The following is a 26,011-nucleotide window of genomic DNA, read 5'->3' as shown; positions in this document are numbered from 1 at the left end:
TCAGCTGCCGGTCGTGGCGGCCGGCGCCCGGTGGGCGCCCGACGACCCGAGCACCTTCCGGCGCACGGCGTCGGTGACCCGCCAGACGAGCTCCTCCAGGGGCCCGCGCAGGTGGCTCCGGTTCCAGACCAGGGCGAAGCCCACCAGGACGGCGACCTGCACGATGAGGTTGAGGACGCCGCGGGGCAGCGGTGCGGCGACCAGCAGCAGGTGGACGCTGTAGAGGGTCAGCGTCATGCTGCCGGCGGCGGCCAGCGGCCGCAGCAGCGGCTGCAGGCCCCGGCCGAGCAGCAGGCACGCGCCCAGCACCGCCAGCGCCACCCCGATGGTGAAGGCCAGGTCGAGCGGGCTGCCGCTGTGCGGTGCCGTGGCCGCCAGCCACCACGGGCTGTTGGTGGGCGTCGCCCCGGACGGCCCCCAGGTCAACGTGTCCTGGTAGAGCTCGAAGTCCATGGTCTGCAGCGCGTCCACGCGCAGCCGGCTGCCCAGGCCGCCGGCGGTCAGCAGCAGCATCGACAGCAGGCTCGAGGCGAGTGCGAGCCCCAGGCCGATGAGGGTGAGCTGGCCGACGACCCGCCGCGAGGCGAGCACCGCCCGACCCACTGCCATGCCGGCCAGCAGGTAGGCGATCCAGACCAGGGCGGGGAACACCCCGGTGAGGGTCAGCCGGGACAGCAGCCCCAGCGGGTCGGTGACCAGGTCGGTCAGCGTCGGGTTGACCTCGGCGACCGGCGTCATCTCACTGCGGAGCCCGTAGCTGACCAGCGGCATGACGAGCGCCGCGATCGCGGCCGCCACCACCAGGCCGCGGGTGGAGAGCCGCAGGAAGGGGATGGCGAGAGCGAAGAGCACGCCGTAGTAGGCGAGGATCACCGCGGCGTCGTCCGTGCCGACGACGTAGCCGAGCGCGAGGCCGATCGCCGCGATGATCACGGCGCGGGTCAGCAGCGACAGTGCGCCGGCCCGCCAGGCCAGGCCACTCGGCGGCCGGTGCCCACCGGTGGAGAAGGCGATGCCGACGCCGGCGAGCAGGGCGAACAACGCCGAGGCCTTGCCGTTGGACAGCAGCCAGGCCCAGGACACGTCCCCGTCGGCGGTGGCCGCGGGGATCAGGTGGACCGACATCATGCCCACCAGGGCGACACCGCGGGCGGCGTCGATCCCGACCAGGCGTGCCTTCGGGCGCCGGGGCGCCGCGGCCGGCGGACCTGCAGGGGTGCCCTCGGCCGGGGTGCCGGCGACGTCACCCGGCTGCGTGGGGGCACAGCTGTGCGGCAGAGCCGCTGCCGTCGCCGTCGGGACCTCCGGCGGCAGCGGAGCCACGATGTTCTGGTGCGCGCTGGTCTGCGACACGGTCACACCTCCCGGCTGTTCGACGCGGTGCTGAGCTGACGGCTCTCCGTTGTCGGGTTGTCGACCGCCGGGCTGTCGAGAGATGGGTCGTCCCGCACCGGCAGCGTGCTGGCCGGGGCGCGGCCGACCTTCTGGGCGGGGATGCCGCTCCACGCGGTGCCGGCGGGCAGCACCTCGCCCTTCATCACCAGGGAGAGGTCGGCGAGCGTGGCGTCCGCCTCGATGATCGAGCCGTAGAGGACCACGGACTTGTCCCCGACGCTGGCCCGGTCCCGGATGACGACGTGGTCCATCTTCATGACCCGGTCCTCGAACAGGTGGGTCTGCAGCGAGGCGTTGGTCCCCACGGAGACGTCGTCGCCCAGGGTCACCAGGTCGAACTCGGTGAGGTAGGTGGTGTCGATCAGCGTCCGCCGGCCGATCTTCGCCCCGTAGAGCCGCAGCAGCGGGCCGAGCAGCGGGGTGCCGGTCAGCCAGGTCAGCAGCGCCGGGACGGCGGCCGCCTCGTAGATGCCGGTGACGAACTCGGTGCGACGCACGAACCCGCTCCACAGGGGACGGACCCGCGGCTTGTACCGGCCGACCATGGCCCACTTGAGCAGGGCCACCGCCACCACGACGGTGAGGCTGGACAGCAGCGCGATCAGCGGTGCCACCACCACGGTGACGAACGCGTTCTGGTTCGCCGCGAGCAGGGAGACCCCGTACAGCGTCGCGAACATCGCCAACGCGAGGATCGAGCTGGGCAGCACGATCCGCAGGAACTCGATGGCGTACCGAGCGCGGACCCGTCGGCGGCTGGGCGTGAAGGTCTCCGCCTCGGTGTACTCCTCGAACATCTCCCGGCGCGGCAGGTTGATCGGTGGGGAACCCAGCCAGGAGCTGTTCGCCTCGACGCCGGTGGTCGGCGGCACGCTGCGCACGCCGATCAGCGAGCCCTCGCCCAGGTGTGAACCGGAGGGGATGAAGGCGGCGTTGCCGACGAAGGCGCGGGCGCCGACCTCGGTGACCTGGAAGGCCACGTGCCCGTTGGCGTAGGTGGCGCTGCCGACGCTGGCCATGTCGGCGACGAAGCTGCCCTCGCCGAGGGTGAGCAGGTCGGGGTCGATGTTGGCGATCGTGGAGACCTCGGCGCCACGGCCGACCTTGGTGCCCATGGCCCGCAGCCAGATGGAGGTGTACAGCGTCGCGTACATGCTGTTGTTGAGCATCAGGCTCATCTCGAGGAGCTTGTCGCCCAGCCACTTCTCCAGCCCGAGCTTGGAGCGCACGTGGTGCACGCCGGGCGGTGTCTCCGTCAGGGCGAGCCGACGGGAGCCCAGGATGAGCGCGCAGGAGGCCGCCACGAAGACCGGCCCCGACAGCGCGGTGGCGAGGATGGCGGCGCCCAGCCCGAAGGTGAGCAGCACCCACCAGACCAGCGCCACCACCGGCAGCAGCACGAGGAAGGGCAGCAGCTCCAGGAGCCCGATGCCGGCGGCGAAGCCGGTCCGCAGCTGACGCGACCAGGTGGTCGGTGCCGCGGTGCAGCCGGTCATCAGCGCGAGCACCGGGTCGGTCGGCTCGGTCGAGGCCTGGGCCGGTGACCCGGCCCAGGTCGCCCCGGCGGGGACGACCTGACCGGCGGGCAGCAGCGACTGCTCGCGCAGCACGCCGCCGTCCTCGACCGCCGAGCCGGCCTCCAGCAGCGACTGCGAGCCGAGGGTCGCCCCGGCACCCACGGAGACGACCCCGAGGGAGAGGACGCCGTCGGCGATGCGGTGGCCGTGCAGCTGGGTGCCGTAGCCGAGGGTCGCCCCGGGGCCCACGTCCAGCATCGCCGGGAGGCTGATCTCCGACGTCCCGATGTGGCAGTCGTCGTCGATCCGTGCTCCGGCCAGGCGCAGGTAGGTGGCCGCCCACGGCGATCCGCTCAGGACCGTGAGGGGGGAGATCACCATCAGCTTCTGGATCGTCCAGACCCGCAGGTGGGTCCAGCTCCACAGCGGGTGGTCACCGGGCTGCAGGCCACGGGAGAGCAGCCGGGAGCCGACGACCGGCAGCACCCAGCGGACGACGAGGAAGAACGCCGGCAGTGCGAGGGCGAGCTGGAGCACGAGGGCGACCGAGGGCTCCCCGTCGTTCACTGCGTAGACCACCGCGGCCGGGAACAGGAAGAGCAGGACGATGCCGTAGAAGGTGGCGAGCTGGGCGCTGCCGAAGGCGGCGACCCGGCGGCGGGAGGACTGCACCGGGCGGCGCAGGTGCGGCTCGGCGACGGCCTCACCGGCCCGGGCGTCCTCCTCCAGGTGCGCGGCGAGCGAACGGACCGTCGGGTGCCGGTAGAGCTCGAGGATGGAGAGACCGGCGCCCAGGTCGCTGGAGCGCATCGTGGAGATGATCCGCGCGGCGAGCAGCGAGTGGCCACCCAGCGCGTCGAAGAAGTTGGCCTCCACCGACACCGATCCGCCGGGCAGACCGAACGCTTCCTCCCAGATGCCGGCCACCCACGCCTCGGTGGGGGAGTCCGGGGGCACGTGCGCACCGGTGTCCCGCATCAGGCGCGGGCCCCGGGGCTCCGGCAGCGCCTTCCGGTCGGCCTTGCCGCTCGGCAGCATCGGGATGGTCGAGACGACGTCGAGGAAGGCCGGGACCATGTAGGGCGGCAGCTGCTCCAGGACCAGGTCGTGCAGCTCGGTGACGAGGCCCTCGGCATCGTCCCCAGGGCGGGGGATCACGTAGGCGGCGAGCTCTCCGCCGGTCTCCGGCGCCTCCAGCAGCGTGACGACCGCGGCGGTGACCCGGTCGTGCTGCAGCAGCATCCCCTCGATCTCCTGGAGGTCGACGCGGTGGCCGCGGACCTTGACCTCGCTGTCTGCGCGGCCGAGGTACTCCAGCTCGCCGTCGGGGAGGAAGCGCCCCAGGTCACCGGTGCGGTAGAGCCGCTCGCCGGGGAAGCCGTGCGGGTCGGGGAGGAAGCGATCGGCGGTCAGGTCGGGGCGGTTGACGTACCCGAGGGCCACCCCGGGGCCGCCGACGCAGATCTCGCCGACCTCGCCGTTGGCCACCGGCCGGCGCTCGTCGTCCAGCAGGGTGACGCGGTAGGTGGGCAGCGGTCGCCCGATCGTCACCGGCTTGCCGGGGTACAGCTCGGCCATCGTGCAGGTGACCGTGGTCTCCGTCGGCCCGTAGGTGTTGAGGATCCGGCGGCCGGGGCCCCACCGGTCGACGAGCTCACGCGGGCAGGCCTCGCCGCCGACGTTCACCGTGCGGATCAGCGGGAGGGTGCGGTCGAGGGTGGCCAGCACGGTGGGGACGCAGTAGATCATCGTGATCTCCTGCTCGGCCAGGAAGTCGGCCAGCCCCGAACCCACCCGGCGCCCGTCGGTGGGCCCGGCGACGAGGGTCGCGCCCACCGCCCAGGTCGGCCAGATCTCCTCGATGGAGAAGTCGAAGGCGATCGTCATGCCCTGGTAGACCCGGTCGCTCGGCTCGACGCCGTACAGGACCGGGACGATGCCGATGAAGTTGCAGATGCTCGACTGGGCGATCTCGACGCCCTTGGGGCGGCCGCTGGAACCCGAGGTGTAGATGATGTAGGCGACCGGGTCGCCGCCGGTCTCGAGGTCGGGGCGCCAGCTCGGGGCGGCCGCGAGATCGCCGCCCAGCTCGTCCAGGAACAACGGCGGGCAGGGCACCCCGCTGCAGGTCGCGGCGAAGGAGGTGGTCGTGACCACCAGGCCGAGGTCGGAGTCCTCGGCGATGAACTGCACCCGGTCCGCCGGCGCCGCCGGGTCGATCGGCACGAAGGTCGCCTCGGTCTTGGTCACCGCGAGCAGGGCGACGTAGGTGTTGACCGAGCGGTCCAGCAGGATGCCGACCCGGACGCCGGACCGCACGCCGAGGCCGAGCAGGTGGTTCGCCAGCCGGTTGGCCCGCTGGTCCAGGTCGGCGTAGCTCAGTCGCTCGCCGTCGCACTCCAGCGCCGTCGCCGAGGGGCGCTCGTCGCAGGTCCGCTCGAAGTACTGGGACAGCCGGGTCGTGTCCTGCTGCGGTCGGGGCGGAGCCCCCGCGACGTTGCCGGCGAAGGAGAAGCGTCGGGTCGAGGAGTCGGCTGCCGGTTCTCTGGGGGTGGTGAAGCCTGGGATGAAGTCCCGGCTGTCGCTCTCCGTCGCCATCGACTCGCTCTCAAAGTTGACAATCAAGAATTTCGTCCGACGCTAGGGAGAAGCACAGGCTCCCGCCACTCATTCCGGGTGAACTCACATTTGTTTCTGCGGTCCTGACTCGCTGTGTTCGACCAATTCCTGAGCGTTCAACTTCCTCAAACACGAATGTGAAGATCAATTCTTTGCGCAATTGAACGTGTTCGTACAGTCACAGCACACGCCGCGGCGCCGACGTGCCGGCCGGGAAGGGGACTGGTGTTCGCTCTCATGCGCCGGGCACCTGCTCGGCGACCCCTGGTCGTGGTGGCCACCCCCGCCGAGGTCCTCGCGAACGCCGATGTCGGCCTGCTCGGCGCCGCCGAACGGCAGCGCAGCGCGTCCCTGCACGACCCGGCGGATCGGGCCGCCTACGTCGCCGCACACCTGCTGGTCCGCCGGTGCGCCGCTGCGCTCAGCGGACGGCCGGTGGCCGACCTGGCCGTGCACCAGTGGTGTGCCGACTGTGGGACGGCGGGGCACGGGCGCCCCTCGATCGCGGGGTCCCCGGACGTCCACATCAGCTGGGGGCACAGCCGTGGTGCCGTGGTGGCGGCTGCGTCATGGCACCCGGTCGGGGTGGACGTCGAGACGTTCCCGCCGGACGGGTCCGTGGTCGGGCGGTTCCCCGGGCTCGCCCCGGCCGAGCAGTGGCAGCTGCGCTCGGTGCCGGACCCCTCCCTGCTCGCCCTCCGCCACTGGGTCCGCAAGGAGTGCCTGGTGAAGGCCGGGGTGGCGCCGCTGGACCAGGTGGACCGGATCGACCTGTCGCGGGTGGTCGAGCGCCACCACCGGGCCGGACGCTCGGTGAGCCGGTACCGCGGCCTGCGCCTGGTCGACTGGCGCGACCCGACGCGACGGGCGCTGGTGGCCGTCGCGGGGGCGGGCGTCCCCGCGGTCCGTTCGTCCACCGAGCTGGCCACGGCGCACCGGAAAGGCCAGTGCGGGGTTGAGTGAGCACGGGCACATTCCCGGAACATCTCGCTCACTGGTCGTCACTGATCAATGACGCAATTGCGCGGGCGCCCCGCGTGTTCGCGAATTGGACGACCATTCGCTGCAGCGCGGTCCGCATTCGATCAAGCTCGCCGACAGGGGAATGGCCTCGTCGGCGGACGTCCCCGAGCCGCGGAGGTCGTCGGCCCCGCAGGTGTCCGTCCCATCGATCCAGAGGGAGTGTGTGTGCGCACGCGCATCGCGTTGTTGGTCGTCCTGATCACCGGGTCGTTGCCCGCAGGGATCGCGATGGCCGAGCAGCCGATGGCGGTCGATGCACCGATCACGGACGAGGCCGGCGTCCTCGGCGCGGACGCCCGAGCGGCCGAGCGCGCCGTGGCCGAGCTCCGCCGGGAGGCCGGCATCGCCCTGTCCGCCGTCTTCGTGCCCTCCTTCGACGGCGCGACCGACGACGCCGACTGGGCCGAGCTGACCGCGATGCGGTCCGAGCTCGGCGCCGAGGAGGTGCTGCTGGCCGTCGCGACGGACGAGGCCGCGTACGAGTGGTGGATCGGGGACGAGTCGACGCTGCAGCCGGACGCCGTCGAGACCCTGGTCGACGAGGACGTCGAGCCCGCCGTCGTGGAGGGGGACTGGTCCGGCGCGGTGGTGGCGCTGGCCGACGGGCTGCAGTCCACCGACGTCGTCGACCCGGCCATGCCGTCGTGGTCGGGGGCGAGGACGGCGGTGGTCGTGGTCGTCCTGACCGGCGTGCTGACCGCGCTCTACCTCGTCTCCCGTCGCGGCTCCCCGGCCGTCCGGGAGTCCGACGCCACGCCCGCCCAGCCGAGCTGACCGGCTGGGTCGTCCCTCAGCTCACGTAGCGGCGGGCGCTGGAACTGCGCTGGGCGTGTTCCAGGGCAGCGAACCGGGCCTCCGCGTGCGGGGGCAGCACCCGGCGTTCACGCAGCACCCAGGGCAGGCCGCGGGCCGCGGCGAGCAGCCCCCGGGCGGTGACCCGGTCGCGGGGGACGGTGCGCAGCAGGTGCACGGTGCGTCGCAGCGCGGGCCGGAACGGGCGGCGCAGCCACGTGGTCCACAGCGTGTTGCGGATGCCGTCCTGCCTCCGCTTGTGCGGGTCGCGGGCGGTGCTGGCCTGGTGGTGGATCGCGATCGTGGACAGGTAGCAGAGCTCCCAGCCGGCCGCCGCCAGGTCCCCGGCCATCAGCTCCTCCTCGCCGCCCAGCCACAGGCGCTCGGAGAAGCCGCCGACCTCGGTGAACGCATCCCGGCGCAGCACGCTGGCACCGGCCAGGAAGCTGCCCAGCGCCGGTCCGGGCAGCCAGTCGGCGCCGACCACGGGGGAGTCGCGCAGCTCGGCGACGATCGGGTCCTCGACACCGCCGGGCTCGACCACGATCCGGGCGGTGACCACGGCCAGCCGCGGATGGGCGTCCAGCGCGTCGGCCGCGGTGCGGAGCGAGCCCGGGTCCCACCAGGTGTCGTCGTCGCAGAAGGCGACGTACGGGGTGTCCAGCCGGGCCACACCCAGGTTGCGGCCGACCGCGCCCAGGTTCTCCGGGCTGGCGATCAGCTCGACCCACGCGTGTTGGGTGCGCACCGCGTCGGCGGTGCCGTCGCTCGAGCCGTTGTCCACGACGACCACGTGCGGCTGCTCGGGCAGGTCGCGCAGCCGGGACAGCGCCAGCAACAGCTCGTCCCGGCGGTCGTGGGTGATGACGACGACGGCGACGCGGGGGTCCCGGCCGCTGTCCGAGGCCGCCGGTCCGGTCGGCTCGCTCGTCATGACGCCAGCTCCCGGACGCCGGCCATCACGTGCTGGGGGAGCACCCGCCGGTTGCGCAGGGCGGCCGGGACCCGGGGCACCGCCCCGGCGAGTCCCCGCCAGCCGGGACGGCCGGCGCGCGCGGACCGGACCAGCTGGCCGGCGACGTCGCGCAGCGGGTAGCGCATGAGCGCGGTGAGCACGCGGCTGCGCCAGATGCCCGCCTGCCGGGTGGTGCTGGGCTCCCGGTGGGTGGAGGGGTGGTGGTGCACGGTGACCTCGTCGACGTAGGCCAGGCCCCAGCCGGCGGCTGCGAGGTCCAGCGCCAGCCGCTCCTCCTCGCCGGGGAAGCGGACGACCCGGTCGAAGCCGCCGACCGCGGTGAACGCCTCGGTCCGCACCAGCGCGGCGCAGGCGACGAAGCCGAGCAGCGACGGGCCGGGCAGGTCGGGCTCGCTGGCCAGCGGACTGTCGGCCATCTCGGTGCAGACCGGGTCGAGCTCCTCGGCGGGGCCCACCAGGATCCGGGCGGCCAGCAACCCCAGCCGCGGGTGCGCGCGCATGATCTCCACCCCCCGCGCCAGGTCGCCGGGCGCCCACCAGGAGTCGTCGTCGGTGAAGGCGACGAAGGGCGTACCGGCGCGGGCGACGCCGAGGGTGCGGGCGACGGCGCCGGTGTTGCGGTCCAGCGGGACGACGGTGACCTCCGGGTGCGCGGCCCGCACCGCGGCGACCGTGTCGTCGGTGGAGGCGTTGTCGACCAGCACCACCGGGGCCTCGTGTCGGGGCAGGCTGGCCAGGAGGTCGTCGCGGCGGTTGCGGCTGGCCACCACGCAGGTCACCGCCGAGGTCCTGGGCTCTGTGCGCACCGGGTGATCGTGCCCGATGGGTCCGAGCGTCAACCCAGGACCTCCGTCACCGCAGGACCTCCGTCACCGCGGCGCGGTCCAGTTCCAGTGCAGCCGGGTCGGCGAAGAGTGCGGCGGCCGGGCCGGTGCCGGCGATGGCGTCGGCGGCCAGCACCACGGCGGCCGCCGTCCAGGTGGTGCGCTCGACCGGCCAGCGGGCGTCGTCGGCGTAGACCAGGCCGGTCCAGTACGAGCCGTCCTCGGCCCGCAGGTGCTGCATGGCGGCCAGCTGCTCCGTCGCGTCCGCCGGCCGGCCGGCGGCGGCGAGTGCCAGTGCCAGCTCGCAGGTCTCCGCGCCGGTCACCCACGGCCGGTCGGCGACGCACCGCACGCCGAGCCCGGGGACGACGAAGGTGTCCCAGCCGGCGGACAGCCGCGCCTCGGCCGCCGGGCCGGTGAGCGCACCGGCCAGCACCGGGTAGTACCAGTCCATCGAGTACCGCGACCGGTCGGCGAACGCAGCGGGCTGGTGCCGCAGTGCCCGGCCGAGGTCCTCGGCGGCCAGCTCCCAGTCCGGCCGGGCCGCACCGACCAGGTCGGCCAGCGCGATCCCGGCGCGCAGCGCCTGGAACAGGCTCGCGTTCCCGGTGAGCAGGGCGGTGTCGTCCGGCGTCCCGTCCGGGCGCAGCGCCCAGCTGATCGCCCCGGTGGCCAGCTGCATCGTCGCCACCAGGTCCAGTGCCCGGCGCACCGTGGGCCACAACCGGTCGACCACCCCGGCGTCACCGGTGCACAGCCAGGAGTGCCACACCCCGACAGCGAGGTAGCCCGCGTGGTTGCTCTCCACCGCCGGGGCGACGACGGCGCCGTCCCGGTACTCGGCCGCCCAGGAGCCGTCGGCGCGCTGTCGCCCGGCCAGCCAGTCGTAGGCGGCGCGAGCCCGCTCGTGCTCCCCGCCGACATCGAGCGCCATCGCCGCCTCGACGGAGTCCCAGGCGTCCAGCTGCCCACCGCGGAACCACGGCAGGGCGCCGTCGGCGGACTGCTCGGCGGCGATCGCCGCCACGGTCCGGCGCACCTGGTCGGCGGTGAGCACGCCGGGGACCTCGGGCAGCGCCGGCGTGCAGTCAGGCACTCGCGAGTGCCCCGTGCGCGGCAGCGGCCTCACCAGCGGCGGTCGGCGGCTTGTCGGCGTAGAGGACGAGGCTCTTGCCGAGAAGCGGGTCCAGCAGCCGTTCGGCGGTTCGGGTCAGCCAGGGACGGCGCACCAGGTCCCAGACCAGCAGCCGGTGGTAGCCGCGGACGAGCGCGGTGTCCCGGTCGACCCCGACCGCGCACTTGAGCCACCAGTACGGGGCGTGCAGGGCGTGGGCGTGGTGGGCGTCGGTCGGCCGCAGCCCGGCCCCGGCGAGCCGCTCCCACAGCTGGTCGCCCCGGTAGATGCGGATGTGCCCGCCCTCGTTGGCGTGGTAGCCGTCCGACAGCGCCCAGCAGATCCGCTCGGGGCCGTACCGGGGCACGCTCACCGCGACCCGGCCACCGGGCTTGAGCACCCGGGCGATCTCGGCCAGGGCCGTGCGGTCGTCGACGATGTGCTCGAGCACCTCGGAGGCGATCACCCGGTCGACGCTGGCATCGGGGACCGGCAGGCAGCGGAGGTCGCCGCGGGCCACTCCCGCGGACGCACCTGCCGGGGCCTCGCCGGCGGCGGTGATCGCTCCCAGCCACTGGGCGGTGGTGGCCACCTCCTGCTGCCCCCAGTCGACCGCGAGGACGCTCGCCCCGCGCCGGTAGGCCTCGAAGGCGTGCCGGCCCTCGCCGCACCCCAGGTCCAGCACCCGCATGCCCGGCCGGACGTCGAGCAGGTCGTAGTCGACGGTCAGCACGTCCGGCTTCCTCCGGTGGTCGAGGTCGCCCGGCGGTCGAGCACCTCGCCGTACCACTCGGCCGTGCGCTCGGCGGTACGCCGCCAGGTGTAGGAGCTCAGCACCCGGGCCCGCCCCGCGCGGCCCAGCTGGTCACGCAGCGACGGGTGGTCCAGGACCAGCCGCAACGCCTCGGCCAGCCGGCCGACGTCACCCGCCGGCACCTGCACCCCGGCGTGCGACCCGACGACCTCCGGCAGGGCACCTGCGTCGGTCGTCACCAGCGGCGTCCCGCAGGCCATCGCCTCGACCGCCGGGAGCGAGAAGCCCTCGTACAGCGACGGGATGGCCACCACGGTGGCGGTCTGCAACAGCCGTACCAGCTCCTCGGTCGGGATGGACCCGGTGAAGTGGACCGCATCGGTCAGGCACAAGCGGTCCAGCGCGGCGGCCGCGGGCCCACCGGGCCGGGCCGTGCCGACCACGGTGAGCCGCACGTCCTGCTCGGTGCGCAGCTTGGCGAGTGCCTCCAGCAGGTGGACCAGGCCCTTGAGCGGGACGTCGGCGCTGGTCGTCACCACGATCCGGGCGGCCTCCCGGACGGCGGGCTCGGCCGGGGGCCGGAACACGTCCGGGTCGATGCCCACCGGGATGACCTCGACGTCGGCGGCCGGGACGCCCATGTGCCGGGTGATGTCCCGGCGGGAGCTCTCCGAGACGGTGGTGAGGCCGTCGAGCCGTTGGGCCACCCGGCCCTGCATGGTGGTGAAGCCGTACCAGCGGTGCAGCGTCAGCCGCCGGCGCAGGCCGGGCGCCGCGGCGAGCTCGAGGTCGCGGTCGATGGCGACCGGGTGGTGCACCGTGGCGACGGTGGGCAGCCCTCGACGGCGCAGCTGCAGCAACCCGTAGCCCAGCGACTGGTTGTCGTGCACCAGGTCGAAGTCCGCGGTGCGGCGGCCCAGCAGGCGGGCGGCACGCAGGCTGAAGGTCAGCGGCTCGGGGAAGCCGGCCGTGCACATGGCCAGCCACTCGGCCACGTCGATCGCGCTGGTGAACTCGCTGGGCCGAGGGGTCCGGAACGGGTCCGGCTCGCGGTAGAGGTCCAGGCTGGGAACCCGGGTGAGCGGCACGCCGTCGGCCAGCTCCGGATAGGGCTGGCCGCTGAGCACCTCGACCCGGTGCCCGAGCTCGCCCAGCTCCCGCGACAGCGCCCGGACGTACACGCCCTGCCCGCCGCTGTGCGGCTTGCTGCGGTAGGACAGCAGTGCGACCCGCAACGACCGTCCCATGACCGGACTGTAACGAGGGCGCTCCGGTTGGCCCGTGCCCGGACCGGCCTGGCAGGGTGCGCTCATGCTGCGCCACGTCGTGCTGTTCACCTGGACCGAGGACACCTCCCCGCAGACGCGGGAGGCCACGGTCGCCGCGCTCGGCCGGTTGCCCGAGGAGGTCGGTGGGATGACCGCCTTCGCGGTCGGTCCCGACGCCGGGCTCGTGGACGGGAACGCGCACACCGCACTGGTGGCCGACTTCCCCGACGTCGAGGCGTTCCGCGCCTACGCCGCCGACCCCCGGCACCTGGCGGTGATCGCCGAGCACGTGAAGCCGCACCTGGCGAGCCGGTCGGCGGTCCAGTACGAGGTCTGAGGCCGGCAGCCCGGCCGCTGGGATGAGGTGCACGCCGGGAGGGTGCGCCGGGCGGTGGCCGTCCTGCCGGCCGCCGTCCACAGCCGGCGCCGCCGTCCACAACCTCGCTCCGGCCGGCCCGGATCGGCACCGGGCGCACCAGGGTCGGGCTCATGGCCGAACCGCAGGAGCCCCTGACCATCCGTCTCTCCGACCCCGGGGAGGTGGTCGCGGCGCTGCCGCACCTGCTCGGCTTCCGGCCGCGCGAGTCGCTGGTGCTGATGAGCCTGCGCGGGTCGCCGGGCCAGCGGGTGGGGCTCACCGCCCGGGTCGACCTGCCGCCGCCCGAGCACCGCAGCCAGGTCGTCTCCGGCCTGGTGCGCTCGCTGCTCACCGACGGGCCGACGGCGGCGCTGCTGGTGGTCGTCTCCGAGGCCACCGACGAGCCGGCGACCCCGGATGGCTGGCCTGACGTCCTCCAGCCGCCCCCGGCCGAGGACCTCGCGCACCGGGACCTCGTCCACGAGGTCGTGCTGGCGCTGGACGCCGTGGACGTCCCGCTCCGTCAGGCTCTGCTGGTCCGGCGGGAGCGCTGGTGGTCCTACGACTGCCCGGCGGCGTGCTGCGCACCGGAGGCAGGCACCCCGCTGCCCACCGGCACCAGCGAACTCGCCGTGGCCAGCGTGGTCGACGGGCAGGTGGTGGAGGAGGAACGGGCAGCGCTGGTCCGGCGGATCGCACCGGTCGGCTTCCTGGCGGCGCAGGCGATGTCCCGGGCCTGTGACGAGGTGGGCGACGCGCTGGCGCGGCGGACGACCGAGCTGGGCTGGGACGTCCTCGTGGAGGAGGGCTGGGCGGCCGTGCTGGCGGCGGTCGAGGCAGCCGGCCCCGGCGAGCACGGAGGTGCCGGCGCGCGGCTGTCGGACCACGAGGTGGCCCGGCTGGCCTGGGGTCTGCGCGACCACGACCTGCGGGACCGGGCCCTCACCCTCGCGCTGGGGGAGTCCGCGGCGGCCGCCGAGGCGCTGTGGACCGAGCTGACCCGTCGGTCGCCGGCGCCGCTGGACGCGGCGCCGGCGACCCTGTTGGCGGTCAGTGCATGGGTGCGCGGCGGCGGGGCGCTGGCCAACGTCGCGCTGGAGCGAGCGCTGCGGAGCGAACCCAGCTACACCTTCGCCGGGTTGCTGCGTTCGGCGCTGGACGCCTGTCTCGCCCCGGCCGAGATGCGCCGGCTCATCCGGCAGGCCAGCGCGCCGCTCGACACCCGGTGGTGAGCGGCGCGCTGGCCCCAGAGGCGCTGCCCTCAGATCAGCTCCGGACGCCGCCACTCCTCGCCCAGCACGTGCTCGGCGAGGAAGGCGAGCACGGTCTCGTACCAGACCGCCGCGTTCCCCGGCGTGAGCACCCAGTGGTTCTCGTCCGGGAAGTACAGGAACTTCGACGGCACCCCGCGCTTCTGCAGGTCGTACCAGAGCCGCAGGCCCTCGCCGATCGGCACGCGGTAGTCCTTGTCACCGTGGATCACCAGCATCGGCGTCCGGATCGCGTCGGCGTAGCGGTGCGGGGAGTTCTGCTCGTACCGCTTCGGCTCGGTCAGCGGGTCGCCGAACTCCTTCTCCCAGTAGTACGCAGCGTCGGTCGCCCCGACGAACCCGTCCAGGTGCCACAGGCTGGCGTGGGTGACGATCGCCCGGAAGCGGTCGGTCTGGGTGGCGATCCAGTTGGCCATGTAGCCGCCGAACGAGCCGCCCATCGCGGCAGTCCGGGTCTGGTCGATCTCCGGGAGCGCCTCCGCGGCGTCCACCGCCGCCATCAGGTCGGTGTACGGCGCGTCGCCCCACTCACCCCAGCCGCGCCGGACGAAGTCCTGACCGAACCCCTGCGACAGCGCCGGGTTGGGCAGCAGCACGGCGTACCCGCGGGCGGCGAGCACCCACGGCGTCCAGCGCCAGGACCAGGAGTTCCAGCTCATCAGCGGGCCGCCGTGCACCCACAGCGCCAGCGGCGCCGGCGCCGTCGCGTCGGCGCCCTCGGGGAGCACCAGCCACGACTGGACCCGGGTGCCGTCGGCCGCGGTGGCGTCCAGTTCGCGCAGCGTCCCGGGGAAGCTGCTGATCGTGCCCGGGTTCGGCAGCGCGGCCGGGTCCTGCCCCGGGGCGTGCGGGTCCAGCCGTACCGGCACCGGCGGGGTGTCGTAGCCGGAGCGCAGGGCGTAGAGCGCGCTGCCGTCCCGGGCGACCTGCAGGTCGCTGTAGGCGCCCTGGTCGGTCAGCCGCACCGGGGCCGTGTCCTCCAGCGCGTTGCCGTCGGCCGCCACCCGGAAGACGGCGTGCCGGCCGTCGTCGTCGGCCAGGAAGTACACGGCCGTGCCGTCGGCGGAGAACTGCGGCGCGCTGGGCCAGCGGTCGAACCCGGGGGTCAGCTCCCGGGTCTCGGCGCTGGCGACGTCGACCAGCAGCAGCGTGTGGTCCGGCGGCTCGGCGTAGGTGGAGGCGGACTCCCGGTCGCACACCACCCGCCGGGAGTCGGGGGAGAAGCGGGCGGCGGAGATGTCGGCCTGCGGGTCGTCGACGAGGACCCGGGTCTCCCCGGTCGCCACCTCGATGAGCACCAGCCGGGACCGTCGTCCGGCCGGGCCGTCGGGCAGCTCCTCGCTGCGCGCCACCCACCGGCCGTCGGGGGAGACGGCCAGGTCGGTGCCCGAGCCCAGCGGCGGGCCCGCCTCGGGGGTCAGGTCACGCCACTGCGGCGCGGCCGTCGGCGTGCCCGGGACGGTCTCACCCGGCAGCTGGCCGATCCAGTACACGTGCGGCACCGCAGGGCCCAGGTCGTGGTCCCAGTAACGCACCGGGTAGCTCTCGTGCAGCAGTGCGCTGACGCCGGCGTCCTGGCGCCGGGTGCGGAGCTCCTCGTCGGCCTCGGCGTCCGGGGCACCGGGCATGGTGCTGGCGACGACGACCACGTCGCCGGTGTCGGCGGCGACCGCGACGCCGGCCACGCCGGCGCTCCGCTGCAGCACCAGCCGGGCCTCACCGCCGTCGGCCGGCAGCGCCCACAGGGCGGGCTTCGGGTCGCCGCCGTCCTTGGCCGCGGTGGGATCGGGCCGGGTCGAGGTGAACAGCAGGTCGCCGGCGGGGGTGAACACCGGCGCGGACTCACCGCTCGCCCCGCGGGTCAGCCGCCGGGCGTCCCGCTGCCCGGTCGGGTCGACCTCCCAGAGCGCGGACTGCCACTTCTTGCCCTCGGCGTCCAGCGTGGCCACCGACGTGACCAGCCGGCTGCCGTCGGGGGAGAGGGCCAGGCCGCCGAGCCGGGGGAGGGCGACGAAGTCCGCGAGCCGGTGGAACGGACTGGGCGGGGTGTCGTCGCTCTGCTCGAGGGGAGCTGCGGTGTCGCTCACCGTGGCCTTCTCTCTGCGCGTCCGGACAGGTCGCACCGGAGCCTAGTGAGAAGGGCGCGAGGTCGTGAGGCCGGCGAACGACCTCGCTCCGGTCAGCCGACCCCGGCGGTCGCCTCGGCCGCCTCGACCGGGGACAGCTCCTCGTCGACCGCGCTCACGAAGACGTGCTGGGCGACCCCGGGCTGCAGGGCGACGCCGTCGACCAGCACCGCACCGTCGGTCAGCGTGGCGGTGACCGTCGACCCCGGCCGCACGCCCTGGTCGGCCAGCGAGCGCAGCAGCGGGGCGTCCTCCTGCAGCTGCTCGCTGATCCGCCGGACGACGACCTGCCGGCCCTCGGGGGTCGCCGTCGCCGACAGCAGGGTCAGCGCGTCGAGCACCGCCGAGGTGTCGCCGCCCAGGGCGTCCAGGCCGGGGATCGGGTTGCCGAACGGCGAGACCGTCGGGTTGCCGAGCAGGCTGAGCAGCTTGCGCTCCACCGCCTCGCTCATCACGTGCTCCCAGCGGCAGGCCTCTTCGTGCACGTCGGCGTAGTCGAGCCCGATGACGTCGACCAACAGGCACTCGGCCAGCCGGTGCTTGCGCATCACGGCAGTGGCGAGCTCCCGGCCCTCGTCGGAGAGCTGGAGGTGCCGGTCGCCCTGGACCGAGAGCAGGCCGTCCCGCTCCATCCGGGCCACCGTCTGGCTCACGGTCGGGCCGCTCTGGTGCAGGCGCTCGGCGATCCGGGCCCGCAGCGGGACGATCCCCTCTTCCTCGAGCTCGAAGATGGTCCGGAGGTACATCTCCGTGGTGTCGATGAGGTCGTTCACGTCCACACTCCTCCGTCAGGTTCACCCCGATCCTACGAGGGTCGGGCCGCTGGACGGGCGGATCTCCTGCGTTCGGGTCCGGCGGGCGCGCTGCCCGGGTCGCAGCGGTAGCGTCGGGCCGGTGATGGAGCTCGCCCGCTCGACGAGGAGCACCGCAGCGCAGCGCCCCGGCCGGCCCCGGCGGGGGGAGCGCCCGTGAGCGACGCCGTGACCGTGATCTGGGACGACGCCCTGCTCGGCTACACCATGGGCGGTGACCACCCCATGCACCCGGTGCGGTTGGACCTGACCATGCGGCTGGCCGACTCCCTGGGCGTCCTGGGCTCCTCCCGGATCGAGGTCGTCAAGCCCGAGCCGGCGGGCCCGGAGCTGCTCACGCTCGTCCACGACCCGGCCTACCTGGAGGCCGTCCGCCGCGCCCCGGACGACCCGTACGGCGCCGGCCACGGCCTGGGCACCCCGGACAACCCGGTGTTCCCGGGCATGTACGAGGCGGCGGCCCTGATCACCGGCGGCAGCGTGCTCGCCGCCGAGCTGGTCTCCAGCGGCCGGGCCCAGCACGCGGTCAACATCGCCGGGGGGCTCCACCACGCCATGCGCGACCAGGCCTCGGGCTTCTGCGTCTTCAACGACGCCGCGGTGGCCATCGCCTGGCTGCTGGGTCAGGGCTGGGAGCGGATCGCCTACGTCGACCTCGACGTGCACCACGGCGACGGCGTCCAGGCCGCGTTCTACGACGACCCCCGGGTGCTCACCGTCAGCATCCACCAGACCCCGCTCACCATCTTCCCCGGCACCGGCTTCCCCGAGGAGACCGGAGGCCCCGGGAAGGCGCTGGGCAGCGCGGTCAACCTGGCGCTGCCCAACGGCACCGACGACTCCGGCTGGCTGCGGGCGTTCACCGCCGTGGTGCCCAGCGTGGTGCGCGCGTTCGACCCGCAGATCCTCATCACCCAGTGCGGCTGCGACGCCCACCACGAGGACCCGCTGGCCGACCTCGGGCTGACCGTCGACGGGCAGCGGGCCTCCTACCGCGCCGTGCACGACCTGGCGCACGAGGTGTGCGACGGCCGGTGGATCGCCCTGGGTGGCGGTGGCTACGGCCTGGTCCGCTGTGTGCCGCGGGCCTGGACCCACCTCCTCGCCGAGGCCGGCGGTGACCGGTTGGCGCCGGACACCGTGATCCCGCAGAGCTGGCAGGACGACGTCCGGCGCCGGGGCCTGCGCACGCCGCCGCCGGGCTCGATGACCGAGGGCGGCTACGTCGGCTTCCACCGCTGGGACCCGTTCACCGAGAACCGGGTCGACCGCGCCGTCCTGCGCACCCGCACCGCCTCCTTCCCCTACTTCGGACTCGACCCGGACGACCCCCGTGATTGACGAAGGACCCCTCGGCCCCTCAGCAGGCTCGCCGCGGGACCCTGCTGAGGGGCCGAGGGGGTGACCGTGAGCGAGGAGACGTCTGTGAACCGCACTGCGCCCCCGCACTGGGAGGCCGACGTGGTCGCCGCCGACGGCGGCACCGTGCACCTGCGCCCGATCACACCCGAGGACGCCGACAGGATCGTCGGGCTGATGGACCGCAGCTCCGACCAGACCCGCTACTACCGGTTCTTCGGACCGATGCGGCGGCTGTCGGACAAGGACCTGCACCGCTTCACCCACGTCGACCACGACGCCCGGGTGGCCTTCGTGGTGCTGCTGGGCGACCGGCTGGTCGGCGTCGGCCGGTACGACCGCTACCCGGGCACCGACGACGCCGAGGTCGCCTTCCTGATCGAGGACGCCCACCAGCGGCGGGGGCTCGGGTCGGTGCTGCTGGAACACCTGGCGGCGGCCGCCCGGGAGCGGGGGATCAAGCGGTTCGTCGCGGAGGTGCTCAGCCAGAACAGCCAGATGGTGCGGGTCTTCCTCGACGCCGGGTACTCGGCCAAGCGGTCCTACGAGGACGGCGTCGTGCACCTGACCTTCCCGATCGCCCCCACCGAGCAGTCCCTCGCGGTGGCGCACGAGCGCGAGCAGCGCAGCGAGTCCCGCTCCATCGGCCGGCTGCTCAACCCGGGCTCGGTGGCCGTCGTCGGCGCCAGCAACGACCCGGCCAAGGTCGGCCACGCGGTGCTGCACAACCTGCTCGAGTACGGGTTCGACGGGCCGATCTACCCGGTGAACCCGGCGGTGCGGCACGTCCGCGGGGTGCCGGCGCACGCCTCCATCGAGGCCATCCCCGACGACGTCGACCTGGCGGTCCTGGCCGTGCCGGCCGACGAGGTGGCCGCGGTGGTCGAGGCCTGCCGGCGCAAGAACGTGCACGGACTGGTGGTCATCTCCGGTGGCTTCGGGGAGACCGGGCTCGAGGGGCGGGCCGCCGAGCGCGCCCTGGTCGCCTCGGCGCGCGCGTCCGGGATGCGGGTGGTCGGCCCCAACTGCCTGGGGATCGTGAACACCGACCCGGACGTGCGGCTCAACGCCAGCCTGGCCCCCGACGTCCCCGGCCGCGGGAGGGTGGGCTTCTTCGCCCAGTCCGGTGCGCTGGGCGTCGCGCTGCTGGAGCGCGCCCGGGCCCGGGGGATCGGGCTGTCCAGCTTCGTCTCCGCGGGCAACCGGGCCGACGTCAGCGGCAACGACATGCTCCAGTACTGGGCGAGCGACCCCGGCACCGAGGTCGTGCTGCTGCACCTGGAGAGCTTCGGCAACCCGCGCAAGTTCGCCCGGCTCGCGCGCGGGGTCGGCCGCACGAAGCCGGTGGTGGCGGTCAAGAGCGGCCGGCACGTGGGCATGACCGCCGGGCTGGCCGGTACCAGCGTCGCCGTCCCCGAGCAGTCGGTGGCCGCGCTGTTCGCCTCCGCCGGCGTCATCCGGGTCGAGACGCTCGCCCAGCTCTTCGACGTCGGCACGCTGCTGGCCCACCAGCCGCTGCCGGCCGGCGACCGGGTCGCCATCGTCGGCAACTCCACCGCCATGGGGGTGCTCGTCGCCGACGCCGTCCTGGAGCAGGGGCTGGAGCTGGCCCACGAGCGGCCCGTCGACATCGGCACCCAGGCCGCGCCGGAGGACTTCCGGGCCGCGCTGCAGGCCGCGCTGGACGACGAGGGCGTCGACTCGGTGGTCGCGGTCTTCCTGCCGCCGCTGCTGCAGGGCGAGCAGCCCTTCGGCCGGGTCCTCCGCGAGGTCTCCCGCACGGCGGAGAAGCCGCTGGTGGCCAACTTCCTGTCCACCGAGGGGATCCCCGCCGAGCTGGTCGTCCGGGACGAGCACGGCATGCCGGGCCGTGGCTCGGTGCCGTCGTTCTCCACCCCCGAGCGTGCGGTCATGGCGCTGGCGAAGATCAGCGAGTACGCCCGCTGGCGCCGGCGGCCCCTCGGCGTCGTCCCCGAGCTCGGCGGCATCGACGAGGCGGCCGCCCGGGAGGTGGTCGAGTCCGCGCTCGGCGCGGCACCGGAGGGTCGTGCCCTCTCCGACGAGGAGACGATGGCACTGCTGGGCGCCTACGGGGTGCCGATGCTGGGCACGCGCCGGGTCGAGGACGTCGAGGCGGCCGTCGCCGCCGCCGAGGAGATCGGCTACCCGGTGGTGCTGAAGTCGACGGCGCCGTGGCTGCGGGACCGCCGCGACCTCGGCGGCATGCGGTTCGACCTGGCCGACGCCGAGGACGTGCGCAGCGCGTTCGCCGCCATCCCGGCCGGTGACCCGGTCATCGTCCAGGAGCAGTCGGCTCCGGGGGTGGCCACCGTGGTCGACATCGTCGACGATCCGTCCTTCGGTGCGCTGGTGAGCTTCGGGGTGGGCGGGGTCGCCACCGACCTGCTCGGCGACCGGGCCTACCGCACCCTGCCGCTGACCGACCTGGACGCCGCCGAGCTGGTCCGCGAGCCGCGGGCCTGGCCGCTGCTGAACGGCTACCGAGGGAGCACGCCGGTCGACACCGCTGCGCTGGAGGACCTGCTGCTGCGGGTCGCCCGGGTCGGCGACGACCTGCCCGAGGTGCTGTCACTGACTCTGGAGCCGGTGATCGTCGGCCCCGCGGATGCCTGGCACGGTGGCCGGTCCCTGGTGGTCGCCGGTGCGACCGTCCGGATCGGCCAGCCGACGGCACGGGTGGACGCCGGCCCCCGCCGCATGTTCCGCCCCGGCGTGTGAGCACGAGAGCCCGCCGCCCCGAGGGGGTGGCGGGCTCTCAGCTGTTCGGTCGGGACGTCAGCCCAGGTAGTCCCGGAGGGCGTCGGCGCGCTGCGGAGCCCGCAGCTTGGTCATCGTCTCGCGCTCGATCTGGCGCACCCGCTCGCGGGAGAGCCCGAAGCGCTTGCCGATCTGCTCGAGCGTCCGCGGCTGCTCGCCGTCCAGGCCGAACCGCATGACGACGACGTCCCGCTCGCGGTCCTCGAGGGTCTTCAGGACGTTGCGCACGTCGCCCTTCATCATCTGGAAGGCGACGGCGTCCTCGGCGACCGCGGCGTCGGCGTCCTCGATGAAGTCACCGAGCCGGGACTCCTCGTCGGCACCGACGGTCTGGTCGAGCGAGACCAGGTCGCGGGAGTACTCCAGCAGCTCGGTGATCCGCTCGGGCGTCAGGTCGAGCTCGAGACCCAGCTCCTCGGCGGTGGGCTCGCGCTCCAGCTCCTGGTGGATCCGGCGGCGGGTGCGCACCACCTTGTTGACCTGCTCGGCCAGGTGGACGGGCAGCCGGATCGTCCGGCCGGAGTCGGCCATGGCGCGGGTGATGGCCTGACGGATCCACCACGTCGCGTAGGTCGAGAACTTGAAGCCCTTGGTGTAGTCGAACTTCTCGACGGCCCGGATCAGCCCGACGTTGCCCTCCTGGATCAGGTCCAGGAACGTCATGCCGTGGCCGGTGTAGCGCTTGGCCACCGAGACGACCAGGCGCAGGTTGGCCTCCAGCAGGTGGGCCTTGGCCGCCTTGCCGTCAGCGGCCAGCAGCTTGTAGTCCCGCTTGACGGCGGGGGTCAGCTGCCGCTCGCCCAGCAGGCGGTCGGCGTAGAGCCCGGCCTCGATCCGCTTGGCCAGCTCGACCTCCTGCTCGGCGGTCAGCAGCGCGGTCTTGCCGATGGTGTTGAGGTAGACGCGCACCAGGTCCGTCGACACCAGGCCACTGGTGTCCGGGGCACGGCGCGGGGAGCGCACCTCGAGGGTGTCGGTGGGGGAGGACTGCAGCACGGTCACGATGAGTCTTCGTCCTTGCTTCGGGGTCCGGATGCGCCGCGTCGTCGATGTGCGGTGCACCCCGGTGGAGGTCAGAGCGTCGGCCCGGCGTCACCGGGTGGCTCTCCAGCCGTTCTGTCCGTGTGGTACATCGTGTGCAACGGACCCGGGTGGGTCGGTGTTCCGAAGCGGCTAAACTCACAGGGAACGTCCAGGTGTGGCGCTCCGCGGGCGAGTGACGAGCACGCGGGGGGACGACGGATGGTTACCCGGCGACGCCGGGGCTAGACCTCCAACTGCAAGGTCATCGGGCCCTCGTTCACCGAGGCGACCGCCATCCGCGCCCCGAACCGCCCGGTGGCGACCTGGGTGCCGCGCCGGCGGAGGTCGGCCACCACCTCCTCGACCAGTGGCTCGGCGAGCTCGCCCGGGGCGGCGTCCGCCCAGGACGGCCGGCGGCCCTTGCGGGTGTCGGCGTAGAGGGTGAACTGGCTGACCACGAGCACCGGCAGCCCGAGGTCGCCCACCGAGCGGGCACCGTCGTCGGTGGGGAACACCCGGAGCTCGTGCAGCTTCCGGGCCATGGCGCGTGCCCGGTCGGCGTCGTCGTCCCGGCCCACCCCCACCAGGGCCAGCAGGCCGGGGCCGATGCTGCCGACCACCTCGTCGGCCACCGTCACCGATGCCTGGCTGACCCGGGTCACCACCGCACGCACGGCATGATCCTCGACCGACGGTCCTCGCCGGTCGCGGCCAGGGTGCGCCGGCCGGACAGCGCGGGTGCTCCACACTGCTCTCGGCGCGGGACGTCGCGTCGTGCGCCGTCCGGCCGCACCAGTCACCATGACCACCCAGACGGCACGCGCGTGCCGACCGATCGGAAGGACCTCCCGTGGCGGGTGGACTCGTAGCTCTCCTCGACGACGTGGCCGTGCTGGCGCGTGCCGCCGCGGCCTCGATCGACGACATCGGGGCGGCGGCCGGGCGGGCGAGCATGAAGGCCGCCGGCGTCGTCGTCGACGACACCGCGGTGACGCCGCAGTACGTGCACGGGCTGAACGCCGAGCGCGAACTGCCGATCATCCGGAAGATCGCCCTCGGGTCGCTGCGCAACAAGCTGCTGATCATCCTGCCGGCGGTGCTGTTGCTCAGCGAGTTCCTGCCCTTCCTCCTCACCCCGATCCTCATGATCGGCGGCGCCTATCTCTGCTACGAGGGGGCGGAGAAGATCTGGCACCGGCTGCGGCCGCACGAGGAGAGCCACGCCACGGTGGAGGACGCGCTGCCGGACGAGAAGACCATCGTGTCCGGGGCGGTGCGCACCGACTTCATCCTGTCGGCCGAGATCATGGTCATCTCGCTGAACGAGGTGGTCGACCAGGGCTTCTGGTCCCGCGCGGTCATCCTCGCCGTCGTCGCCCTGGGGATCACCGTGCTGGTGTACGGCGTCGTCGGCCTGATCGTGAAGATGGACGACGTCGGCCTGCACCTCTCCCAGCGCCCCAGCAAGGGCGTCGCCCGGTTCGGGCGCGGGCTGGTCAAGGGGATGCCGAAGCTGCTCAGCGCGCTCACCGTGGTCGGGACCGCCGCGATGCTGTGGGTGGGTGGCCACATCCTGCTGATCGGCACCGACGAGCTGGGCCTGACGTTCCTCTACGACGTCGTGCACCACCTGGAGGAGGCCGCCGCGGAGGCGACCGGAGCCCTCGGTTCCGTCGTGGGCTGGCTGGTCAACACCCTCGGCAGCGCCATCCTCGGGCTCGCCGTCGGTGCCCTGGTCGTGCTGGTCATGACCCTTACGCTGCACCGGCGCAGGGCGGAGTCCGCGAGCGGGAGCGGGGCGCACTAGCTCAACTAGCCGCGCAGGCGCAGGCTCTGCGCCCGACGTCGTCCTCCACCTCTGCCCAGCGGCGGTCCGGGTGGCACCGGGTCCTGACGCGCAGGTCTCCCGCTGTCAGTCGGACGGCATCCGGAGGACCGCCTGCAGCGGCGGACTCGGGAGCCGGCGCTGAGCGAGGTCGGTCAGCAACCGCGGCCCGTCCTCGAACGGGACGACGTCGGTGACCAGGTGGGTGCGGATCTCCTCCCCGCGGTGCCGGAGCAGGTCGAGGGTGACTGCGGCGAGCGCTTCCCGCGGCCAGGCAGCGGCCATGCCGCGCGGCACGCGGCCGATCTGCGCACAGTTGATGCTGAGCCCGTTGTGGTGGAACTCCTCGCCGAGCCGCATCCGCTCCGCTCCGCCCTGGTAGAAGCCGAGGTCCACCACGATGCCCTGCGGCCGCAACGACTTGAGCCCGGCGGCCAGCGCCTCGTCGTGCCCCCGGCACTGCAGCACCACATCGGCACCGGCATCCCCGTGGGCATGCCGCCACCGCTGCTTGACCGACAGCCAGGCGGCCTCCGCAGTGGCCAGGGTCGGGAGACCGAGCGCCTCGGCGACGGCCCGGCGCTGCGGGGACGGGTCGAGGACGAGCACCTGCGCCGCGCCGTGCTGCACGCTCAGCATCGCCGACAACAGCCCGATGACGCCGGCGCCGGTCACCAGCACGAACCGGTCCCGCACGCCGTCGGCCACCCCGGCTGCCGGCCCGGCCAGCGCCGCCGCGGCGTGCAGCAGGCCGTTGACGCAGATGGGCCCCATCTGGGCCAGGTAGACACCCAGCAGCGGGTCGAGGTCGTCGGGCACCGGGATCACCGGCATGGTGGCCGGGTCCGCGCACCGGCCGGTGCGGTGTCCGTAGGCCATGGCCACCAGAGCGCCCTCGGCCAGCCCGTCGGCACGGCTCTCGGTGACCCGACCGACCTCCATGTAGCCGAGCGCCCGGATCGGGTAGCCGGCCGTCGCGCCGGTGACGCCGAACGCCCGCAGGTCGGGGTCCCACCCCAACTGGTGCTGCGGATCGGTGCCGCGCACCAGCGCCACCTCGGTGCCTGCGCTCACCCCGGACCACTCGGTGCGGACCCAGGCCTGCCCTGGGCCGGGCTCCGGCTCCACGTCCTCGAGGACCGCCGGCCGTCCCGGTGCGATGACCCCGATGGACCGGATCGGTCGCCCGGTCACCGCCCCTCCGGGTCCGGCAGCCCGACCGGTCGCCCGTCCCGGGCCGAGCGGTCTGCGGCGCAGGCCAGGGCGTGCGTGCGCAGTGCCTCGTGGTAGGGCACGCGGACCTGCGCTGCCCGGCCGAGCAGGACGTCGAGGAACTCCCGGTCCTCGGTGCGGATCGGGTCCTGGTCCGACCGGAGCACCTCCTCCCCGTGTGCGGTCACCACCCGCAGCTCGTGATCGGTCAGTCCTCGTTCGCTGAGCTCCACGACCAGGCCCTCGGCCACCACGTGCAGGGCGACACGGTGCCGCCAGCCGAGCACCCGCGCCGAGGAGATGCTGCCCACCGCACCGGAGACGAACCGGAGGAGGGCGCTGGCCGCGGCCGGGACGTCACCCCGCCCGTCAGAGGCGGCCCGCTCGGCCGCTGCGACGCTCGCCACCTCACCGGCGAGGGTGCGGGCCAGGTCGAAGACGTGCGTGGTCTGCTCGATCACCTGGCTGCCCGAGTACGCGCGCTGCGGCCACCACGGGACTGCTGGCGTCTTGTCCAGCCAGTAGCCGGTCACCAGCTGCGCCGGTGTCCGCGCCAGCAGCTCCGCCGCCCGGTGGACCACCTCCAGATGGCGCCAGTGGTAGCCCACGGCCGTGGTCAGGCCGCTGGCGGAGACCTGGTCGGCCAGCTCCTGGGCGGCCGGCAGGTCCAGCCCGAGTGGCTTCTCCACGAAGAAGGGGACTCCGTGTGCGATGGCTGCGGTCTCGAGCGCGCCGTGGGCGAACGGGGGTACGCAGAGCCAGACGGCATCCAGGTCCTCGGAGTCCAGCAGTGTCAGCCCGTCGCCGTAGGCCCGTCCGCCGGACCGGTCGGCCGCCTGCTGGGCCCGCTCCAGCACGGTGTCGGCCACCGCCACGACCTCCACGTCGTCGAAGCCGGCCAGGGCCCGCAGGTGCTGCCCGGCGATGAAGCCGGTACCGACGCAGCCGACGCGCAACCGGGTCAT

20 protein-coding genes are annotated in these 26,011 nt (G+C 73.9%); 7 read left to right on the top strand and 13 right to left on the bottom strand.

The window, feature by feature from the left end; translation table 11 throughout:
- Together IN07_RS15310 and IN07_RS15305 are read right to left on the bottom strand one after the other, a co-directional pair.
- Complete coding sequence (locus tag IN07_RS15310) at positions 1-1,353, bottom strand: heparan-alpha-glucosaminide N-acetyltransferase domain-containing protein (protein WP_052091312.1); 1,353 nt, start codon at positions 1,351-1,353, stop codon at positions 1-3.
- 2 nt (positions 1,354-1,355) lie between these two features.
- On the bottom strand, positions 1,356-5,537 hold the full coding sequence (locus IN07_RS15305; RefSeq protein WP_197058496.1) for a Pls/PosA family non-ribosomal peptide synthetase: 4,182 nt from the start codon (positions 5,535-5,537) through the stop codon (positions 1,356-1,358).
- 219 nt (positions 5,538-5,756) lie between these two features.
- Here IN07_RS15305 and IN07_RS15300 point away from each other — a divergent pair, with 219 nt between their 5' ends.
- Positions 5,757-6,494, top strand: a complete 738-nt coding sequence (locus IN07_RS15300) for a 4'-phosphopantetheinyl transferase family protein (RefSeq protein ID WP_156119214.1) — start codon at positions 5,757-5,759, stop codon at positions 6,492-6,494.
- Between the two features lie 225 nt (positions 6,495-6,719).
- A complete protein-coding gene (locus IN07_RS15295) occupies positions 6,720-7,328 on the top strand; it encodes a TPM domain-containing protein (RefSeq protein WP_036337036.1) in 609 nt (202 codons plus the stop codon).
- Positions 7,329-7,344: 16 nt separating this feature from the next.
- On the opposite strand, the gene IN07_RS15290 is transcribed toward IN07_RS15295, so the two are convergent.
- The 5 genes from IN07_RS15290 to IN07_RS15270 are packed head-to-tail and all read right to left on the bottom strand — an operon-like array spanning position 7,345 to position 12,261.
- The gene (locus tag IN07_RS15290) at positions 7,345-8,280 is read right to left on the bottom strand and encodes a glycosyltransferase family 2 protein (protein ID WP_036337034.1); all 936 of its coding nucleotides are present in this window, start codon (positions 8,278-8,280) and stop codon (positions 7,345-7,347) included.
- The gene (locus IN07_RS15285; protein WP_081975440.1) at positions 8,277-9,128 is read right to left on the bottom strand and encodes a glycosyltransferase family 2 protein; all 852 of its coding nucleotides are present in this window, start codon (positions 9,126-9,128) and stop codon (positions 8,277-8,279) included. Before IN07_RS15285 ends, IN07_RS15290 begins: the two co-directional genes overlap by 4 nt.
- A gap of 46 nt (positions 9,129-9,174) precedes the next feature.
- Positions 9,175-10,242: a prenyltransferase/squalene oxidase repeat-containing protein gene (locus IN07_RS15280; RefSeq protein ID WP_036337031.1), complete on the bottom strand. Its 1,068-nt coding sequence runs from the start codon at positions 10,240-10,242 to the stop codon at positions 9,175-9,177.
- Complete coding sequence (locus IN07_RS15275; RefSeq protein ID WP_036337030.1) at positions 10,235-10,993, bottom strand: class I SAM-dependent methyltransferase; 759 nt, start codon at positions 10,991-10,993, stop codon at positions 10,235-10,237. The genes IN07_RS15280 and IN07_RS15275 overlap by 8 nt, the downstream gene beginning before the upstream one ends.
- A complete protein-coding gene (locus tag IN07_RS15270) occupies positions 10,987-12,261 on the bottom strand; it encodes a glycosyltransferase family 4 protein (RefSeq protein ID WP_197058494.1) in 1,275 nt (424 codons plus the stop codon). The genes IN07_RS15275 and IN07_RS15270 overlap by 7 nt, the downstream gene beginning before the upstream one ends.
- A gap of 64 nt (positions 12,262-12,325) precedes the next feature.
- Here IN07_RS15270 and IN07_RS15265 point away from each other — a divergent pair, with 64 nt between their 5' ends.
- Positions 12,326-12,619: a Dabb family protein gene (locus IN07_RS15265; RefSeq protein WP_036337226.1), complete on the top strand. Its 294-nt coding sequence runs from the start codon at positions 12,326-12,328 to the stop codon at positions 12,617-12,619.
- 152 nt (positions 12,620-12,771) lie between these two features.
- Positions 12,772-13,872 (top strand): DUF4192 domain-containing protein, encoded by a 1,101-nt coding sequence (locus tag IN07_RS15260; protein ID WP_036337028.1) that lies wholly within the window; start codon positions 12,772-12,774, stop codon positions 13,870-13,872.
- A 29-nt stretch (positions 13,873-13,901) separates the two neighbouring features.
- Here IN07_RS15260 and IN07_RS15255 read toward each other — a convergent pair whose 3' ends face one another.
- Together IN07_RS15255 and IN07_RS15250 are read right to left on the bottom strand one after the other, a co-directional pair.
- On the bottom strand, positions 13,902-15,998 hold the full coding sequence (locus IN07_RS15255; protein ID WP_036337026.1) for a S9 family peptidase: 2,097 nt from the start codon (positions 15,996-15,998) through the stop codon (positions 13,902-13,904).
- A gap of 92 nt (positions 15,999-16,090) precedes the next feature.
- A complete protein-coding gene (locus IN07_RS15250; protein ID WP_036337024.1) occupies positions 16,091-16,810 on the bottom strand; it encodes a metal-dependent transcriptional regulator in 720 nt (239 codons plus the stop codon).
- A 195-nt stretch (positions 16,811-17,005) separates the two neighbouring features.
- Here IN07_RS15250 and IN07_RS15245 point away from each other — a divergent pair, with 195 nt between their 5' ends.
- Both IN07_RS15245 and IN07_RS15240 read left to right on the top strand, forming a co-directional pair.
- Positions 17,006-18,190, top strand: coding sequence for an acetoin utilization protein AcuC (locus tag IN07_RS15245; protein WP_036337022.1), 1,185 nt, complete (start codon positions 17,006-17,008; stop codon positions 18,188-18,190).
- An 84-nt stretch (positions 18,191-18,274) separates the two neighbouring features.
- The gene (locus IN07_RS15240) at positions 18,275-20,947 is read left to right on the top strand and encodes a bifunctional acetate--CoA ligase family protein/GNAT family N-acetyltransferase (RefSeq protein WP_036337020.1); all 2,673 of its coding nucleotides are present in this window, start codon (positions 18,275-18,277) and stop codon (positions 20,945-20,947) included.
- 57 nt (positions 20,948-21,004) lie between these two features.
- Here the strand turns inward: IN07_RS15240 and sigB are convergent, their stop codons facing one another.
- Positions 21,005-21,988: an RNA polymerase sigma factor SigB gene (sigB, locus tag IN07_RS15235; protein ID WP_036337018.1), complete on the bottom strand. Its 984-nt coding sequence runs from the start codon at positions 21,986-21,988 to the stop codon at positions 21,005-21,007.
- A gap of 263 nt (positions 21,989-22,251) precedes the next feature.
- Entirely contained in the window at positions 22,252-22,683 is a 432-nt protein-coding gene (gene dtd, locus IN07_RS15230; protein WP_036337016.1) for a D-aminoacyl-tRNA deacylase, read from the bottom strand.
- Positions 22,684-22,859: 176 nt separating this feature from the next.
- Here dtd and IN07_RS15225 point away from each other — a divergent pair, with 176 nt between their 5' ends.
- The gene (locus IN07_RS15225; RefSeq protein ID WP_036337014.1) at positions 22,860-23,816 is read left to right on the top strand and encodes a DUF808 domain-containing protein; all 957 of its coding nucleotides are present in this window, start codon (positions 22,860-22,862) and stop codon (positions 23,814-23,816) included.
- A 105-nt stretch (positions 23,817-23,921) separates the two neighbouring features.
- Here the strand turns inward: IN07_RS15225 and IN07_RS15220 are convergent, their stop codons facing one another.
- A complete protein-coding gene (locus IN07_RS15220; protein WP_052091309.1) occupies positions 23,922-25,028 on the bottom strand; it encodes a zinc-dependent alcohol dehydrogenase in 1,107 nt (368 codons plus the stop codon).
- A complete protein-coding gene (locus IN07_RS15215) occupies positions 25,025-26,011 on the bottom strand; it encodes a Gfo/Idh/MocA family protein (RefSeq protein ID WP_036337011.1) in 987 nt (328 codons plus the stop codon). The genes IN07_RS15220 and IN07_RS15215 overlap by 4 nt, the downstream gene beginning before the upstream one ends.

Source organism: Modestobacter caceresii (assembly GCF_000761485.1).
Lineage (GTDB): Bacteria > Actinomycetota > Actinomycetes > Mycobacteriales > Geodermatophilaceae > Modestobacter > Modestobacter caceresii.
Note: the sequence above shows the minus strand (reverse complement) of the source record. Positions and strands in the feature narration are given on the sequence as shown.

Coding starts and splice junctions, on each gene's coding strand:
- IN07_RS15265 (WP_036337226.1), top strand. CDS start 12,326: ATGCTGCGCCACGTCGTGCTGTTCACCTGGACCGAGGACACCTCCCCG.
- IN07_RS15290 (WP_036337034.1), bottom strand. CDS start 8,280: ATGACGAGCGAGCCGACCGGACCGGCGGCCTCGGACAGCGGCCGGGAC.
- IN07_RS15270 (WP_197058494.1), bottom strand. CDS start 12,261: ATGGGACGGTCGTTGCGGGTCGCACTGCTGTCCTACCGCAGCAAGCCG.
- IN07_RS15260 (WP_036337028.1), top strand. CDS start 12,772: ATGGCCGAACCGCAGGAGCCCCTGACCATCCGTCTCTCCGACCCCGGG.
- IN07_RS15215 (WP_036337011.1), bottom strand. CDS start 26,011: ATGACCCGGTTGCGCGTCGGCTGCGTCGGTACCGGCTTCATCGCCGGG.